Consider the following 15743-nt stretch of genomic DNA (forward strand, 5'->3'; position numbering starts at 1 on the left):
AGAGATGAACCTGGCTATTGGGACAATAGGCCGCAGTGGTTGTTCTCGCTTTGCCGAAGTAGGACAATTGCCGGCTTCCACTCCCTGTCAGCGACGTGCATGGCCTTTATTGCCCTCGGTATCAACCACAAGACCGCCTCGGTGGACGTCCGCGAACGCGTGGCTTTCACTCCTGAGCAGTTGGTTGAGGCATTGCAGCAGCTGTGTCAGCGCACCAGCAGCCGGGAGGCGGCGATTCTTTCGACCTGCAACCGCAGTGAGCTGTACCTCGAGCAGGACCAGTTGAGCGCCGACGAAGTGCTGGCCTGGCTGGCCGACTACCATCGCTTGAGCCTCGAAGAACTGCGTGCCTGCGCCTATATCCATGCCGACGACGACGCCGTGCGCCATATGATGCGCGTGGCCTCGGGGCTGGACTCCATGGTGCTGGGCGAGCCGCAGATTCTCGGCCAGATGAAGTCGGCGTTTGCCGTCGCCCGTGAGGCCGGCACCCTTGGCCCGCTGCTCGGGCGGCTGTTTCAGGCCACTTTCAGCACTGCCAAGACCGTGCGCACCGATACCGCGATTGGCGAGAACCCGGTATCCGTGGCTTTTGCCGCCGTCAGCCTGGCCAAGCAGATTTTCGCCGACTTGCACCGCAGTCAGGCGCTGCTGATCGGTGCCGGCGAGACCATCAGCCTGGTCGCACGTCACCTGCATGATCAGGGCATCAAACGTATTGTCGTCGCCAATCGTACACTGGAGCGCGCCAGCAGCCTGGCCGAGCAGTTCGGCGCGCATGCCGTGCTGCTGTCGGAAATCCCTGATGAATTGGTCAACAGCGATATCGTGATCAGCTCCACTGCCAGCCAGCTGCCGATTCTCGGCAAGGGCGCGGTCGAGCGGGCGCTGAAGCAGCGCAAGCACAAGCCGATCTTTATGGTCGACATCGCCGTGCCGCGCGATATCGAGCCGGAAGTCGGCGAGCTGGATGACGTCTACCTCTACACCGTGGATGACCTGCATGAGGTGATCGCGGAGAACCTCAAAAGCCGTCAAGGCGCGGCCCAGGCCGCCGAAGAGCTGGTCAGCGTCGGTGCCCGCGACTTTATGCAGCGCCTGCGCGAGCTGGCGGCGGTGGATGTGCTCAAGGCCTACCGTCAGCAAGCCGAGCGCTTGCGTGACGAGGAGCTGAGCAAGGCTCTGCGTCTGCTCAACAACGGCAGTTCGGCTGAGGATGTGCTGGCGTTGCTGGCCCGCGGCCTGACCAACAAGCTGCTGCATGCGCCCAGCGTGCAGCTGAAAAAATTCTCTGCTGACGGCCGCGTCGATGCGCTGGGCGTGGCTCAGGAGCTGTTTGCCCTCGACGAGGGCGCGCCGCCTGCTTCGACCCATAGCGGCTCGGTCAACCAATAAAGGTCTGCAATGAAAGCGTCACTGATCAATAAACTCGACCTGTTGCAGGATCGTTTCGAAGAGCTGACTGCGCTGCTCGGTGATGCTGAGGTAATCAGCAACCAGACGCAGTTTCGCGCCTATTCCAAGGAATACGCCGAGCTTGAGCCGGTGTATCAGGCGTTTAGCAGCTTCCGTAAAGTGCAGGCGGATCTGGAAGGCGCGCAGGCGCTGCTCAAGGACAGCGACCCGGACATGCGTGAAATGGCCGAGGAAGAAGTCGCCGAAGCCAAGGCGCAATTGATCGAACTGGAAGCCACGCTGCAGCGCATGCTGTTGCCGAAAGACCCCAACGACGGTCGTAACGTGTTCCTCGAAGTGCGTGCCGGCACCGGTGGCGACGAGGCGGCGATCTTCTCCGGTGACCTGTTCCGCATGTACTCGCGTTATGCCGAGAAGCAGGGCTGGCGCGTCGAGGTGCTGTCGGCCAGCGAAGGCGAGCATGGCGGTTATAAGGAAGTAATTGCTCGGGTCGAGGGCGACAACGTCTACGGCAAGCTCAAGTTCGAATCCGGCGCGCACCGCGTGCAGCGCGTGCCGGAAACTGAATCCCAGGGCCGTATTCACACCTCAGCCTGTACCGTCGCGGTGCTGCCTGAACCGGATGAGCAAATGGCCATCGACATCAATCCGGCCGATTTGCGCGTGGACACCTACCGCAGTTCCGGTGCGGGCGGTCAGCACGTCAATACCACCGACTCGGCGATCCGCATCACCCACATCCCCACCGGCACCGTGGTGGAATGTCAGGAAGAGCGTTCACAGCACAAGAACCGCGCCAAGGCCATGGCCTGGCTCGCGGCGAAACTCAAGGACCAGCAGGAAGCCGCCGCGCACAAGGAAATTTCCGACTCACGCAAACTACTGGTGGGTTCCGGTGACCGCTCCGAACGCATCCGCACCTACAACTTTCCGCAAGGGCGGGTCACCGATCACCGCATCAACCTGACCCTGTATTCGCTTAATGAGGTGATTGCCGGCGGCGTCGAGGCGATTATCGAGCCGCTGCTGGTCGAATATCAGGCCGATCAGCTGGCCGCGCTGGGCGATTGAGTCCTGCGCTGCGCACGGCGCACCCTACGCCATGTACCACGTAGGGTGGATGACGCTTTTTTCATCCACCAGAGGTCTGCGGTGGATCGATAAAGCGCGAGCTGCGCGCCCCGATCCACCCTACGAGAGAAATATGCCCACCATCGACTCTCTGCTCAACGCTGCCGAACTCCCCGACTCGCCTACCCCGCGTCTGGACGCTGAGCTATTGCTCGCCCATGCCCTGGGCACGTCGCGCAGCTATCTGCGCACCTGGCCGGAGCGCGAACTTGAGGCTGAGCAGCTTGAGCGTTATCAGGCCGCGCTCGTTCGTCGTCAGGCCGGTGAGCCGGTGGCCTACATCCTCGGGCAGCAGGGTTTCTGGAGCCTGGAGCTGGAGGTCGCGGCGCATACCCTGATTCCTCGTCCGGATACCGAATTGCTAGTGGAGACCGTGCTGGCGTTGTTGCCGGTCACGCCTGCCGCGCTGCTGGACCTGGGTACAGGAACCGGCGCGATTGCCCTGGCGTTGGCCAGCGAGCGTCCAGCCTGGCTGCTGACCGGTGTGGACCGTGTGCCTGAGGCGGTGGCCCTGGCCGAACGCAATCGCGCACGGCTTAAACTGAGCAATGCCAATTTTGCTGAAAGCCACTGGTTTAGTGCCCTGGTTGGCCAGCGCTTTCAGCTAATCGTCAGCAATCCGCCTTATATCGCTGCCGATGACCGTCACCTTGCTGAAGGCGATGTGCGCTTCGAGCCGAGCAGTGCCCTGGTGGCGGGTGCGGACGGTCTTGATGATATCCGCCTGATCATCCAACAGGCGCCGGACTATCTTGAAGTGGGCGGCTGGTTGCTGCTGGAACACGGCTTCGATCAGGCGGCAGTGGTGCGCGAGCTGCTTAGCGCGCGCGGCTTTAGCGCGGTAGAAAGCCGGCGTGACCTCGGCGGCCATGAGCGCATCAGTCTGGGACGCTTCGATAATGAGTGATGCCATGAGTCCGCACGACATGCTGAATGACGAGGAGCTGCTGCGCTACAGCCGGCAGATCCTGCTGCAACAGATCGATATCGCCGGCCAGCTGCGCCTGAAAAACAGCCGCGCGCTGATCATCGGTCTCGGTGGCCTGGGCTCGCCGGTGGCGCTGTACCTGGCTGCTGCCGGGGTGGGCGAGTTGCACCTGGCGGACTTCGATACGGTCGACCTGACCAATCTGCAACGACAGATCGCTCACGATACGTCCAGCATCGGTCAGAGCAAGGTCGATTCGGCGAGCCAGCGTCTGCTGGCGATCAATCCACAGCTGCGCCTGCAAGCACACCGCCAGGGCCTGGACAGCGACTCCCTGGCCAGCGCCGTGGCAGCGGTGGACCTGGTGCTGGATTGCTCGGACAACTTCGGCACCCGCGAAGCGGTCAACGCCGCGTGCGTAGCGGCCAAGGTGCCGTTGGTCAGTGGCGCGGCGATCCGCCTGGAAGGCCAGCTGTCGGTATTCGACCCTCGCCGTGATGACAGCCCGTGCTATCACTGCATCTACGGTCACGGCAGCGAAGACGAGCTGACGTGCAGCGAAGCCGGCGTAGTCGGGCCGTTGGTGGGGCTGGTTGGCAGCCTGCAAGCGCTGGAAGCCTTGAAGCTGCTGGCACAGTTTGGTGAACCCTTGGTTGGCCGCTTGCTGTTGATCGATGCGCTCGGCAGCCGGTTCCGTGAACTGCGGGCCAAACGTGATCCGGGCTGCAGTGTATGTGGGGTGGCCTGCGGTGAGTAACGCGCCGATTGGCGTATTCGATTCCGGCGTCGGCGGTTTGTCGGTGCTGGGCGAGATTCGCGCGTTGCTGCCAAATGAGTCGCTGCTCTATGTGGCCGACAGTGGTCATGTGCCCTACGGCGAAAAGAGCCCGGAATTTATCCGCGAGCGTTGCCGGGTGCTGGCCGAGTTTCTCCTCAGCCAGGGCGCCAAAGCGCTGGTGCTGGCCTGCAACACCGCCACGGTGGCGGGGGTGGCCGAGTTGCGTGAGTTGTACCCGCAGCTGCCCTTGGTGGGCATGGAGCCGGCGGTCAAGCCTGCGGCGGCTGCGACGCAATCCGGCGTGGTGGGTGTGCTGGCCACCACTGGCACGCTGAAAAGCGCCAAATTCGCCGCGCTACTCGACCGGTTTGCCAGCGATGTGCGGGTGATTACTCAGCCCTGTCCGGGATTGGTTGAGCGTATTGAAGCCGGTGAGTTGGATAGCGCCGCCACTCGCGAGTTGCTGCAGGGCTTTGTCGCGCCGCTACTGGCTGAAGGCTGCGATACGCTGATTCTCGGTTGCACCCATTACCCCTTTATCAAGCCGCTGCTGCGCAGCCTGGTGCCGGATTCGATCAGCCTGATCGACACTGGGGCCGCGGTGGCGCGGCAGGTTCAGCGCCTGCTGACTTACCATGATTTACTGGCCAGCGGCCCGGCGCAGCCTGCGCAGTTCTGGTCGAGCGGCGATCCCGCAGCCATGCAGCGGGTGTTGCCGTTGCTCTGGGGCGAAGCGGCGCTGGTCAGCGGTCTGCCCAGCACTGTTTAGCCGTAAGTCGGCTTTCTCTGCAGCTAAAGATTTTTATACTCTCAGGCAGTGTCAGCAAACTTCTACTTGGGTGGATAAGGATTATTACCATGAGAAAAGTCGTGACCTTGGCTGCGCTGGCGGCCTTGGCTTGGGGGCAGGTGGGTGCCGTGCAGGCGATGGATCTAAGTGTGGCGGTCGGCCAGACGGGCGACTCGACCATGACCTACCGTCTGGGCACCCAGCTTGATTTCAAGCAGAGCTGGCTTGCCAGTGACGTCGGTCGCCTGACCGGTTACTGGGATGCGGCGTACACCTACTGGGATGGGGATGAAGCCTCCAGCAACCACAGCCTTTCGCTGAGCCCGGTGTTTGTTTACGAGTTTGCTGGCGAGCGCTTCAAACCCTATATCGAAGCCGGGATCGGCATTGCCGCGTTCAGCAGCACCGAGCTGGAAGACAACGATCTGGGCTCGTCTTTCCAGTTCGAAGACCGCATCGGTTTTGGTGTGCGTTTCGCTGGGCAGGAGGTTGGCCTGCGCGCCCTGCATTACTCCAACGCCGGGCTTAAGCAGCCTAACGACGGGGTTGAGAGCTATAGCCTGCATTACCGCATGAGTTTCTAGCGGTTTGAGCTGTTAAAAAGCCGGGTTGTTACCCGGCTTTTTATTGGTTTGTCAGTTGATTGGGGCGGCAGCCAGCAAACTGACTCGTATTCGCTCCGGCCCGAGGGTTTCACAGTGGATACGTACCGGCATAAAGGATTCGATCACCTGGATATTGCTGTCCAAATGCGCGGTGCGCCGCGGCGTGGTAAAGCTGCCGCCGCCGGCCAAGGCCATGGGCAGCAGCAACTGATCGGCCAGGTGCTCGGCTACTGCCGTATCGCTGCCTAGCCAATCGCGGGCCTGTTTCGCCACCTGATCGGCGACGTTCTCGGCGCGTAGCCGCGGCTGACCGAAGGCTGCGAACAGCTCGCTGACATGTTCGCAGCGTACTTCCAGCAGCAATGCGTTACCCGGGCCGTGCTCTTGCGGCAGGTGGACAAAATGCAGCGCCTCTTCCGGCAGTTTCAGGCGTTTGGCCAAGCGTTCCAATTCCCTTGCGCCGACATGGCCGGGCACACCGGCCAGCAGGCAGCGAGCTTGTTGATCGAGCACGGCGCCGCGCGTTTCTAGATGCAGCGGCTGCAGTTGTCCGGGTTGCACATGCAGCTCCAACTGCCCGCCGCCGGCCGGTGCGAAGCCATGGCGCAGGAGGGTCAATTCCAGCTGTGCGCCCATGCGCCGCAGCAGCGGCAACCAGGCCTGCTGGAGAAAATCGCTCGGCGGCGCGGCCGGGTTATGAGTGCCGCCGCTGATCCGCAGGCGGCTGTTCTCGGGGGCGAGCAGCAAGGCCGGCAGCAGCGTCTGCAGCACCAGGGTGCAGCTACCGGCCGTGCCGATGCTGAAGCTGTAGTCGCCGGCCTTGATTGCACCAGGGCGAAAACTCAGGCTCATTGAGCCCAACTGCGCCCCTTCGATTTGCGCGTCACAGACCTCGGCCGCCGCCAGCACAGCGGTCAGGTGCTGACGCAACAAGCCCGGCCGACTGCGCTGGGCGCGAATATTGACGATGCGAAACGGCCGCCCGCTTACCATCGACAGGCTTAGCGCGCTGCGCAGTACCTGGCCACCACCGATGGCGCCGTCCAGTTCCAAAAATTCCGTTTGCATACTTCTGATCCAAATTAGACAGGGCGGGCATTCACGCGCCCGGGTTACGAATAGCGCAGCACCGTCTCGCTCAGATAGCGGTCAAGGTCGGCCGTGTCGCCGCCCGCCTTGGGCAGTGCCGGCTGCATTTCGGCTTGCTGCAAAGCCTGCTCGATAAACCCATGGATCGCTTCACGGCGCGGGCCATAGGTCGACTCCACCACCTGGCGCTTGAGCGTCAGCAGAGCATCGATTTCCGCCAGCAGGGCAGGGTCGCGCACGGTGGCGTCGAGCAGCGCGGCGAAGGTCATCGGTGGCCGGCCCAGGCCTTGGTCGATCCAGCGTACGGCCAGTAGCGGGCGCAGCACATAGAGGTACTTTTTGAAGCGCACCTGCTCGTCCTGCAGGTAGCCGCGAAAGTTCTTCTTGGCCATCGACAGGTAGTGGTGACGCGCCGCGGTCGGGCAGTAGAACTGCTCGGCCAGCTCGCGCAACTGCTCGGCGGCGCCCGGCTCGCTGCGGTAAACCAGCGGCGAGTCCAGCCACTCCAGCAGCGTGGGGTTGGATTTGCGCAGCAACTGCAGGGTTTTACGCAGCTCCCAACCGCCTATATCCAGCTCGTCGCTCAACGGCCGCTCGATCACATCGCGCGGCGCGTCCACGCGCAGGTACCAAGTCTGGCGCTGCACATAGACGAAGCGCACGTCATAGTCGCTGTCCGGCGAGGCAAAGCCCCAGGCACGGCTACCCGACTCGCAGGCGTAGAGCACGGTGACGTTGTGCTGCGCTTCTATTGCTTTCAGCTCGCGCAGCACCCACTCGCGCATTGCTGCCGAGAGCGGGTGGCGCTGTTGATGCAGGTCCATCTGTTGTTTCCTTCTAAGCAAACGGGGCGACCGGCCCCTTATCCTTTAACGCACACCACCTGACGCAGGGTGTGGACCACTTCCACCAGCTCGCGCTGGGCGTGCATGACTTTTTCGATGTCCTTGTAGGCCATGGGGATCTCGTCGATCACGTCGAGGTCTTTGCGGCATTCCACATGGGCGGTGGCGCGGATCTGGTCGTCCAGGCTGAACTGTTTCTTCGCCTGGGTACGGCTCATCACCCGGCCGGCGCCGTGGCTGCAGGAGCTGAACGCTTCCTGGTTGCCCAGGCCGCGAACGATAAAGCTCTTCGCGCCCATGGAACCGGGGATGATGCCCAGTTCGCCCTTTTGCGCCGAGACCGCGCCCTTGCGGGTGATCAGCACGTCTTCGCCGAAATGCCGCTCCTTCTGCACATAGTTGTGGTGGCAGTTGACCGCCTGCAGGTTGGCCTCGAACGGCTTGCCGATCACCTGGCGCGCCGCGGCTATCACTGCCTGCATCATCAGTTCGCGGTTCTGCCGGGCGAAGTCTTGGGCCCAGCCCACGGCCTCCACATAGTCCTGATAGTGCTGGCTGCCTTCTTCGAAGTAGGCCAGGTCCTTATCCGGCAGGTTGGCAATGTGCTGGCGCATATCGGCCTTGGCCAGTTCGATATACAGGCTGCCGATGGCGTTACCCACGCCGCGCGAACCGCTGTGCAACATGAACCAGACGCGCTGCGCCTCGTCCAGGCATACCTCGATAAAGTGGTTGCCGGTGCCCAGGGTTCCCAGGTGTTTACGGTTGTTGGTTTTTTCCAGTCGCGGCTGTTTATCGGTGATCAGCTTGAAGCGCCCGGCCAGGTTCGCCCAGGCCTGATCGGTGGCGGTAGGTACGTTTTCCCAGGCGCCTTTATCGCGGCCTGCGCGGGTATTGGTACGGCCGTGAGGCACAGCGCGCTCGATGGCATCGCGCAGTCCGCTGAGGTTATCTGGCAGATCACTGGCGGTCAGCGAGGTGCGCGCAGCCATCATTCCGCAGCCGATATCCACGCCCACTGCGGCGGGGATCACCGCACCAAGGGTGGGGATCACGCTGCCGATGGTCGACCCCTTACCCAGGTGCACGTCCGGCATCACCGCCAGGTGTTTGAAGATAAACGGCAGCTTGGCGGTGTTGATCAGCTGCTGCTGCGCCTCGGTTTCCACCGGCACGCCCTGGGTCCAGAGCTTGATCGGCTTGCCGCCCGCGACTTCCAGAAGTTGGTAGCTTGTGTCTTTCATTGTCTTGTCTCTGTATTCAATAAGTGCCGGCTATAGGGCCGTGCGCATTTAACGTGTTGGCTGAGCGCGGCCAGCCAGGCGGCGGATCAGGCGGCAGGGTCGGCAGCGTACCGCGTGGGCGTATACCGAGCCTTGTACCACTTCGTACCACCAGCGTTGCTGTGCGGCGGTCCAGACTTCGTCCTTACCGCAGTCGATGCAACGAAACGGCTGATCCTGATACCAGCCATGGGCGAGAAATAACGGCTCGCCGTAGCTGTTGTAGGACGCCAGCAACGCTGGGTTGACCGCTATTGCTGCGGTTGGGCTAAAGCCCAGCGGCAGATGTTCGATCAGGTCTTGCTGCGCCTTGGTGGCCCGCAACCGGCGAGCCGTTTTGATTTCCCGGCGGCGTTGTTTTCCGCTTTTCATAATGCTGCCTATCCTTGCATCTTCTGTGCAGGCCGCCTGCCTCGGTAGGCCGGCGGTGCTGTTATTTCGGGGCCAGGCTCACCAGGCCGTTAAGCACCTGATCCAGCCCACCGAACACGGAAATCCGGTCGATGCGCTCGGCCACCCGCTCCAGGGTTTCCAGCTCCTTCAGGCGCAGGGCCGTCGGGTTGTCTTCCATCACCTTGGCGGTGTTGAGCAGCGAGCGCGTCGCCGAGGTTTCCTCGCGGCGGCGGATCACGTTGGCCTGGGCCGCTTTCTCCGCTGCTACCACCTGGGCCAGCAAGGCTTTCATCTCGCCGGGCAGGATGATGTCGCGCACGCCCAGGCTGCTGACCTCCAGACCGCATCCGGGCAGCTTGGCGGCGAGGTGGCTGCTCACTGCCTCGTCGATCAACTGCTTGTTCTCCAGCAGTTCGTCCAGGGTGCGGGTGCCCACCGCTGCGCGCAGGCCGAATTGCAGCTCGCGATACAGGTGCTCCTGGGGTGTGGCCAGGCGCGAATGGGCCAGCAACACGTCGCTGTAGTGCCAGTTGGCCGCGAGGTTCAGGCGCAGGCTGATCTTGTCGCGGGTGAGGATTTCCTGACCGCTGACTTCTAGGGCCTGAATCCGTATATCCACCAACTCGACGTTGATCTGCCGGTTGAAGCGCCAGAAGCCGTAGTGGCCGGCCGGCAACAGTTCGATCACTTCGCCATTGACCTTGAGTACGCCGACCTGAAACGCCGGAACCTGGGTCAGCAACACTGCGTCCAGGCCTTGCAAGGCTTGGCTGCGCAGGCCGGGTTGGGTGAGCAGGGCGACCAGTGCGGCGTTCAAGCGGTACTCCTGGCTCAGATCGATGCGCTCCAGGCGTTGTTCGTTCTGGCCCTTCCAGTACAGGCGACGGCTACCGGGCGGCAATATTTCTACCAGCATGCCGTCCTCGTAGCGCAGGCCTGCCTCGTGCTCGGCGGTATCGAAACGCTCGAAGTGGCGCTCGATCAGTGCCGGCTGCTCTTTGCGCAGGTAACCGGTCAGGCGGTGTTCAAAGCGCGGGCAGTTCAGGCTGAACACTTCAACGCTCAGGCGGTTGCGCGGATCGAAACGGCGGTACAGGCCGGGCTCCAGAATGGTCTGGAAATCGCCTTCGGCGTACAGCATTGCGCGCTCGTTCTTTTTCACCACTAAGCGTTTGAACATGTTCATCGTTAATTCCTTTTTCGTTATTTCTTATCGGTATCTGCTTATTGGTGTTGGCGTTCGCCGATCCGCCGGGCGTCCGTACTGGGGTGGCGGGGTGAGCGTGGGTCGCGACCGTCCTGGTCGTAAGGCCTGCCTTGGCCCGACGCTGACTCTGCCCGCCGCTCGAGCACGAGGCCGGGCGGATCGGCGGCGGCAGCGAAACGTCTCTGCCACGCCAACGGTTACTGCGGTGCTGCGGTGTAGCTGCCGTGAGAGGGCATTTTTCGAGCGGGAATCGAACCCGCGACAAGTCTTCCGAAGAAGACCGCTCTATCCGACTGAGCTATCGAAATGGCTCGGGCAGGACTCGAACCTGCGACCGATCCTCCGAGGAGGATTGCTCTATCCGACTGAGCTACCGAGCCAGTGACCGAGCGTTGCGGTGGCGGCATACGGGGCATCCGAACCCGAAGGTGGATCCCTGCACCGGCGGGATATGACTCCCGACCCGTTGGCCTGCCTGGCGCTGTGGTCGAGAGGGATATAGCGAGGGGCGTGCCAGAATATTCAGGCTGACGAAATATTTTTATAAGTTATTAATTTATAAGGGAAATATTTTAATTGTTGAGCTGGAGATAAAATCTGTTCGGGTTTGGCTGCTTGCATTGCTATATTTTGTTATCGCTATTTATCTTTTGGTATAAGCATGTTTGCTAAGAAAACCGTTGCCATCGGCTTTGTCGGTGCCACCCTGGATAGAGTTGGCAAGGGTGCCAATCGCTGGAGCAAGTGGCGGCCCAGCGTTGGTCTGTGTCAGCAGCAGGATTTGCTGATTGACCGCCTCGAACTGATCCACAGCCCGCGCGACGCCGGGCTGGCTGGGCGTATACGCGACGATATCGCTGCGGTCTCGCCGGAAACCGAGGTGTGTTTGCATGCCATGGCCCTGCGTGATCCCTGGGATTTTCAGGAGGTCTACGGCGCGCTGCATGAGTTTGTCAGCAGCTATGCCTTCGATACCGAGCGCGAGGATTACCTGGTGCATATCACCACCGGCACCCACGTCGCGCAGATCTGCTGGTTCCTCCTGACCGAGGCGCGCTACCTGCCGGCGCGGCTGGCGCAGACATCGCCGGGGCGCCGCGCAGAGGAGGCCACGCACAGCGGCACCTGCACCCTGATCGACCTTGATCTGTCACGGTACGACGGTATTGCCACGCGCTTTCGTCGCGAGCAGCAGGAAACCCTGGCGTTTCTCAAATCCGGTATCGCCACGCGCAACCCCGCGTTCAACCGCAGCATCGAGCAGATTGAACGGGTGGCGGTGCGTTCGCGCGCGCCAATGCTGCTGGTCGGCCCGACGGGCTCGGGCAAGTCGTTTCTGGCCCGACGCATCTATGAACTCAAGCGCGCCCGGCATCTGCTGCAGGGGCGTTTCGTCGAGGTCAACTGCGCCACCCTGCGCGGTGACGGCGCCGTGTCGGCGCTGTTCGGCCATAGCAAGGGCGCCTTTACCGGCGCGCAGAACGCGCGCGAAGGGCTGTTGCGCGCGGCCGATGGCGGCATGCTGTTTCTCGATGAAATCGGCGAGTTGGGGCCGGACGAGCAGGCCATGCTGCTCAAGGCCATCGAGGAAAAGCGCTTTTTCCCCCTGGGCAGCGACAAGGAGGTCGAGAGCGACTTTCTGTTGATCGCCGGCACCCACCGCGACCTGCGCGAGCGGGTGCAGCAGGGGCTGTTTCGCGAGGACCTGTTCGCCCGCATCAACCTCTGGACCTTTGAACTGCCGGGCCTGGCCGGGCGGCGTGAGGATATCGAGCCGAACCTGGAGTTCGAACTCGAGCGCTATGCCCGCGAGCAGGGTCGCCAAGTGCGTTTCAATCTGCAGGCGCGGCAGCGTTACCTGGCCTTCGCCAGCAGCCGCGAGGCGACCTGGAGCGGCAACTTCCGCGAACTGTCGGCCTCGATCACCCGTATGGCCACCCTGGCCGATAGCGGGCGGATCGACGAGGCCCTGGTGGAGGATGAAATTCTGCGTCTGCAAAGCGCCTGGAGCGGCAAAGGGCTGGCCAAGACAGGCATGCAACAGGAGCTGGAGCGCCTGCTGGGCGAGCGCTGGCAGGCGCTGGATCTGTTCGATCAGTTGCAATTGCCAGGGGTGGTGGCGTTGTGTCGCGAAGCCGCCAGCCTGTCGGATGCAGGGCGCCAGCTATTTGCGCAATCGCGCCAGGGCAAAAGCCAGCCAAACGATGCGGATCGGCTGCGTAAATACCTGGCGCGTTTTGGGCTGGATTGGCAGGCGGTGCGGGCGTTGTAACGGCAATACCGCTAGCGGTAGATTCTGTTCATGCTTTTACGCTCGTCCAGGCATTCGGGGGAGGCGGTTTCGAATTCGCGGCAAATCAGTGGGCGCACCTCGTAGATGGTGCAGCGCATGCTGTCGCGGTCCAGTGCTGCGCACCAGCCGTCGTCGAGGCGCAGCATGACTTCGCCGCCCCAGTCATCGGTGTCGATATAGCGGGGCGGCACGCCGGTGTCGGTGATCAGCATGACTTCCAGCTGACAGCAGCAGGCCGCGCAGTTGCTGCAGCTGACTGCGGGCTTATCCGCGAGTTGGGTATGGGGGATGTTCTGACTCATGCCGCGCAGTGTACGTCATCGGTGTTCTTGCGGCGTCTGCTGCCGACATAGGGTGGCTGCTGTTATTCATCCATCTGGCGATGAGCCGAGCTGTTAAGCCGACTGGCGTGTGCGCAGGCGCTGTTCGTACTGGCTGCGATAGAGCTTGGCAAAGCCGTGCAGCACGGGCATCACCAGTGCCCAGATGAAGCCGATCAGCAGCAGGCTTTGCCAGGTGCCGTAGGGCAGGCCGACGCCGGCAATCTGCGCGCCGCCGTAATAGGACAGCGGTGCGGCGATGGCGCCCAGCAGGCTGCCGCGCCACCAGGGTTGTGCGGTCCAGGCCAGGCAGTGGTTGAGCGTGGTGGCCAGCAGCAGCCACAGGCTGGCCAGCCACAGCGGTATCAGCGTGCGTGGCTCGCCGAAGTCGAATACGCCGAGGTTGAGCAGAAAACTGTCCAGCGCGCTGCCGGCGAGGAACACGCTGATCAGCAGCTTGCCTTCCGCCGCCCAGCTGCTGGTCCACAGCAGATGCACCGCCAGCACCGCTGCGACAATCAGCAGCCACAGGCTGTCGCCGCCAAACACGCAGGCGAACCAGCCGAGCTGAAATAGCAGGGTGTTGACGATCAATTTAGGCATTGAGATTTCCCAGTAGCGGAGCAGGACGGGCCGCCGGTTTAGCCAGCAGCAATTGCGCGGTGCCGATGGTGCGCTCGATAAAGCCGCCCTCGCAATAGCACAGGTAGAACTCCCACAGGCGAAAGAAGTAATCGTCGTAGCCCTGCTGCTCCAGCTTGTGTCGCGCCAGACGCAGGTTGTCGTGCCAGATGCGCAGGGTGCGGGCGTAGTGCAGGCCGAAATCTTCCATATGGTGCAGGTTCATATCGGTCTTGGCGCTGATGATTTCCAGCATCTTGTTCACCGAGGGCAGTGCGCCGCCGGGGAAGATATAGCGCTGGATAAAGTCCACGGCATTTTTCGCCTGCTCATAGCGCTGGTCGCGGATGGTGATGGCCTGCAGCAGCATCAGACCGTCGGGTTTGAGCAGGCTGGCGCATTGCTCGAAATAGGTGGGCAGGAAGCGATGGCCAACCGCTTCGATCATCTCGATTGACACCAGCTTGTCGTACTGGCCGGCCAGGTCGCGGTAGTCCTCCAGCAGCAGGGTGATCTGCCCCTGCAGGCCCTGTTCGGCAATGCGCTGCTGGGTATAGGCGAACTGCTCGCGCGACAGGGTGGTGGTGGTGACCTTGCAGCCGTAGTGGGTGGCGGCGTAGATCGCCATGTTGCCCCAGCCGGTGCCGATTTCCAGCAGGTGGTCGCTAGGTTTCAGAGCCAGCTTCTGGCAGATGCGTTCGAGCTTGTTCAGCTGCGCCTGCTCCAGGCTGTCATCGGCACTCTGGAACATCGCCGCCGAGTACATCATGGTTGGATCGAGAAACTGCTCGAACAGGTCGTTACCCAGGTCGTAATGCGCCGAGATGTTCTTGCGCGAGCCCTTGCGGGTGTTGCGGTTGAGCCAGTGCAGGCCCTGGATCAGCGGGCGGCCAAGTTGGGCCAGACCGCTTTCCATGGCGTCGAGCACCTCCAGGTTGCTGACGAACACGCGGATCACTGCGGTCAGGTCCGGGGTGGTCCAGTAACCGTGGATATAGGCCTCGCCCGAGCCGATCGAACCATTGCCGGCCACCAGCCCCCAGACGGCACCATCCTGCACCCGGATCTCGGCGCTGAGGCTGGAGTGGGCATCGCCGAACTCCATGCGTTCGTCACCTTCAATGATCACCAGTTGGCCATGGCGCAGCTGTTTCAGCTGGCGTAATACCGCACGGCGCAGCAGGCTGGCACCAATGCCGCTGCCGGCGCGCACCACATGTTTGGCGGAGGTCAGGCTAGAGCTTTTCATGGGGGACTTCCTTTGATGCGGGGCGGGCGACGCGGAAATCACCTTCAGCGGCCCGATGGGTGAACAGGGGAATACGTTTGAGCAGCAGACGCAGGGCCTGCCAGTAGATGGCGGCTAGGGTCTTGCCGGTCATCCAGGGGAACTGCAGCAGGTAGCGGTGCAGGCTGGCGCGGTTGAGTTCAATGCGTTGCAGGCTGAGGCTGGCGTCGAAGAGTTTTTCCTCGCCCTGCCAGTCAGCCATATGAATGCCCAGGCGCTCACCGGCCGGGCTGAAGCTCATGCGGTACTCCAGCTCGCGCGGCAGAAACGGCGAGACGTGAAATGCCTTGGCCACGGCGACGTGCTGGTGCCCCTCGCCATCGGCCGGCAGCACATAGTGGTAACGCTCGCGGAAAGGCGTGTTGCTCACCTCGCAGAGAATCGCCGCCAGGCGACCATCGGCCTCATGGCAGTAGAAGAAACTCGCCGGGTTGAAACTCAACCCCCAACTGCGCGGCTGGGTCAGCAGGCAGATGCGGCCCAGTGGCGTGCGGCCAAGAGCCTCTGTCACGCGCTGGCGTACTGCATCGATCAAGCGGGTACCGGTCCCGGTGAACTGCGGCAGGTAATCGGTCTCGCGAAAGGCAAAAGGCACGAAGTGGCCACGTCCGGCCAGGGGCGACAGCGCGAGCACCGCCTCCTGCTCGCTCAGGTCGAGGTAGAGCAGGCCCATGCGATAGCGGAAGTTGTGCAGCCGCGGCGCAAACCGCCGGTGCTGCACCCAGCCGCTATACAGGGCGCTGTTCAGTGCCGTTG

The 15743-nt window shown here is 62.5% G+C and carries 16 protein-coding genes and 2 tRNA genes; 7 read left to right on the forward strand and 11 right to left on the reverse strand.

What is annotated here, in order from left to right; all coding sequences use genetic code 11:
• Positions 1 to 99 precede the first annotated feature (99 nt).
• The 6 genes from hemA to ACIN8IBEIGE_RS03545 all read left to right on the forward strand — a co-directional run bounded on the left by hemA (position 100) and on the right by ACIN8IBEIGE_RS03545 (position 5627).
• The gene (hemA, locus tag ACIN8IBEIGE_RS03520) at positions 100 to 1395 is read left to right on the forward strand and encodes a glutamyl-tRNA reductase (protein ID WP_160013443.1); all 1296 of its coding nucleotides are present in this window, start codon (positions 100 to 102) and stop codon (positions 1393 to 1395) included.
• A gap of 9 nt (positions 1396 to 1404) precedes the next feature.
• Positions 1405 to 2487 carry a peptide chain release factor 1 gene (prfA, locus tag ACIN8IBEIGE_RS03525; RefSeq protein WP_160013444.1) on the forward strand — a complete coding sequence of 361 codons (1083 nt, stop codon included), beginning with the start codon at positions 1405 to 1407 and terminating at the stop codon, positions 2485 to 2487.
• A 133-nt stretch (positions 2488 to 2620) separates the two neighbouring features.
• A complete protein-coding gene (prmC, locus tag ACIN8IBEIGE_RS03530) occupies positions 2621 to 3454 on the forward strand; it encodes a peptide chain release factor N(5)-glutamine methyltransferase (RefSeq protein ID WP_160013445.1) in 834 nt (277 codons plus the stop codon).
• Between the two features lie 19 nt (positions 3455 to 3473).
• Positions 3474 to 4232 (forward strand): molybdopterin-synthase adenylyltransferase MoeB, encoded by a 759-nt coding sequence (locus tag ACIN8IBEIGE_RS03535; RefSeq protein ID WP_160016295.1) that lies wholly within the window; start codon positions 3474 to 3476, stop codon positions 4230 to 4232.
• On the forward strand, positions 4225 to 5022 hold the full coding sequence (murI, locus tag ACIN8IBEIGE_RS03540; protein ID WP_256665026.1) for a glutamate racemase: 798 nt from the start codon (positions 4225 to 4227) through the stop codon (positions 5020 to 5022). Before ACIN8IBEIGE_RS03535 ends, murI begins: the two co-directional genes overlap by 8 nt.
• Positions 5023 to 5111: 89 nt before the next feature.
• Positions 5112 to 5627 carry an acyloxyacyl hydrolase gene (locus ACIN8IBEIGE_RS03545; RefSeq protein ID WP_160013447.1) on the forward strand — a complete coding sequence of 172 codons (516 nt, stop codon included), beginning with the start codon at positions 5112 to 5114 and terminating at the stop codon, positions 5625 to 5627.
• A 51-nt stretch (positions 5628 to 5678) separates the two neighbouring features.
• On the opposite strand, the gene rtcA is transcribed toward ACIN8IBEIGE_RS03545, so the two are convergent.
• From rtcA to ACIN8IBEIGE_RS03580, 7 genes are all read right to left on the reverse strand, one after another.
• Positions 5679 to 6716, reverse strand: a complete 1038-nt coding sequence (gene rtcA, locus ACIN8IBEIGE_RS03550) for an RNA 3'-terminal phosphate cyclase (RefSeq protein ID WP_160013448.1) — start codon at positions 6714 to 6716, stop codon at positions 5679 to 5681.
• Positions 6717 to 6760: 44 nt separating this feature from the next.
• Positions 6761 to 7561, reverse strand: coding sequence for a nucleotidyltransferase domain-containing protein (locus ACIN8IBEIGE_RS03555; protein WP_160013449.1), 801 nt, complete (start codon positions 7559 to 7561; stop codon positions 6761 to 6763).
• A gap of 38 nt (positions 7562 to 7599) precedes the next feature.
• Positions 7600 to 8826, reverse strand: coding sequence for an RtcB family protein (locus ACIN8IBEIGE_RS03560; RefSeq protein WP_160013450.1), 1227 nt, complete (start codon positions 8824 to 8826; stop codon positions 7600 to 7602).
• 48 nt (positions 8827 to 8874) lie between these two features.
• Entirely contained in the window at positions 8875 to 9237 is a 363-nt protein-coding gene (locus ACIN8IBEIGE_RS03565) for a zinc-ribbon domain-containing protein (RefSeq protein WP_160013451.1), read from the reverse strand.
• Between the two features lie 61 nt (positions 9238 to 9298).
• Positions 9299 to 10444: a slipin family protein gene (locus ACIN8IBEIGE_RS03570; protein ID WP_160013452.1), complete on the reverse strand. Its 1146-nt coding sequence runs from the start codon at positions 10442 to 10444 to the stop codon at positions 9299 to 9301.
• 259 nt (positions 10445 to 10703) lie between these two features.
• Positions 10704 to 10773: transfer RNA gene (locus ACIN8IBEIGE_RS03575), tRNA-OTHER, on the reverse strand.
• Positions 10773 to 10845, reverse strand: a tRNA-OTHER gene (locus ACIN8IBEIGE_RS03580). The genes ACIN8IBEIGE_RS03575 and ACIN8IBEIGE_RS03580 overlap by 1 nt, the downstream gene beginning before the upstream one ends.
• Before the next feature lie 281 nt (positions 10846 to 11126).
• Between ACIN8IBEIGE_RS03580 and rtcR the strand changes: the two genes are divergently transcribed.
• On the forward strand, positions 11127 to 12737 hold the full coding sequence (rtcR, locus tag ACIN8IBEIGE_RS03585) for an RNA repair transcriptional activator RtcR (RefSeq protein WP_160013453.1): 1611 nt from the start codon (positions 11127 to 11129) through the stop codon (positions 12735 to 12737).
• A gap of 11 nt (positions 12738 to 12748) precedes the next feature.
• On the opposite strand, the gene ACIN8IBEIGE_RS03590 is transcribed toward rtcR, so the two are convergent.
• The 4 genes from ACIN8IBEIGE_RS03590 to ACIN8IBEIGE_RS03605 all read right to left on the reverse strand — a co-directional run bounded on the left by ACIN8IBEIGE_RS03590 (position 12749) and on the right by ACIN8IBEIGE_RS03605 (position 15735).
• Positions 12749 to 13060: a YkgJ family cysteine cluster protein gene (locus ACIN8IBEIGE_RS03590; RefSeq protein WP_160013454.1), complete on the reverse strand. Its 312-nt coding sequence runs from the start codon at positions 13058 to 13060 to the stop codon at positions 12749 to 12751.
• A gap of 93 nt (positions 13061 to 13153) precedes the next feature.
• The gene (locus ACIN8IBEIGE_RS03595) at positions 13154 to 13681 is read right to left on the reverse strand and encodes a DUF2878 domain-containing protein (RefSeq protein WP_160013455.1); all 528 of its coding nucleotides are present in this window, start codon (positions 13679 to 13681) and stop codon (positions 13154 to 13156) included.
• On the reverse strand, positions 13674 to 14948 hold the full coding sequence (locus ACIN8IBEIGE_RS03600) for a cyclopropane-fatty-acyl-phospholipid synthase family protein (protein WP_160013456.1): 1275 nt from the start codon (positions 14946 to 14948) through the stop codon (positions 13674 to 13676). The genes ACIN8IBEIGE_RS03595 and ACIN8IBEIGE_RS03600 overlap by 8 nt, the downstream gene beginning before the upstream one ends.
• Positions 14935 to 15735, reverse strand: a complete 801-nt coding sequence (locus ACIN8IBEIGE_RS03605) for a DUF1365 domain-containing protein (protein WP_160016296.1) — start codon at positions 15733 to 15735, stop codon at positions 14935 to 14937. The genes ACIN8IBEIGE_RS03600 and ACIN8IBEIGE_RS03605 overlap by 14 nt, the downstream gene beginning before the upstream one ends.
• Positions 15736 to 15743 lie beyond the last annotated feature (8 nt).

Origin of the sequence: Pseudomonas sp. 8BK (genome assembly GCF_902506475.1) — a bacterium.
In the GTDB taxonomy this organism is placed as follows: Bacteria; Pseudomonadota; Gammaproteobacteria; order Pseudomonadales; family Pseudomonadaceae; genus Aquipseudomonas; species Aquipseudomonas anguilliseptica.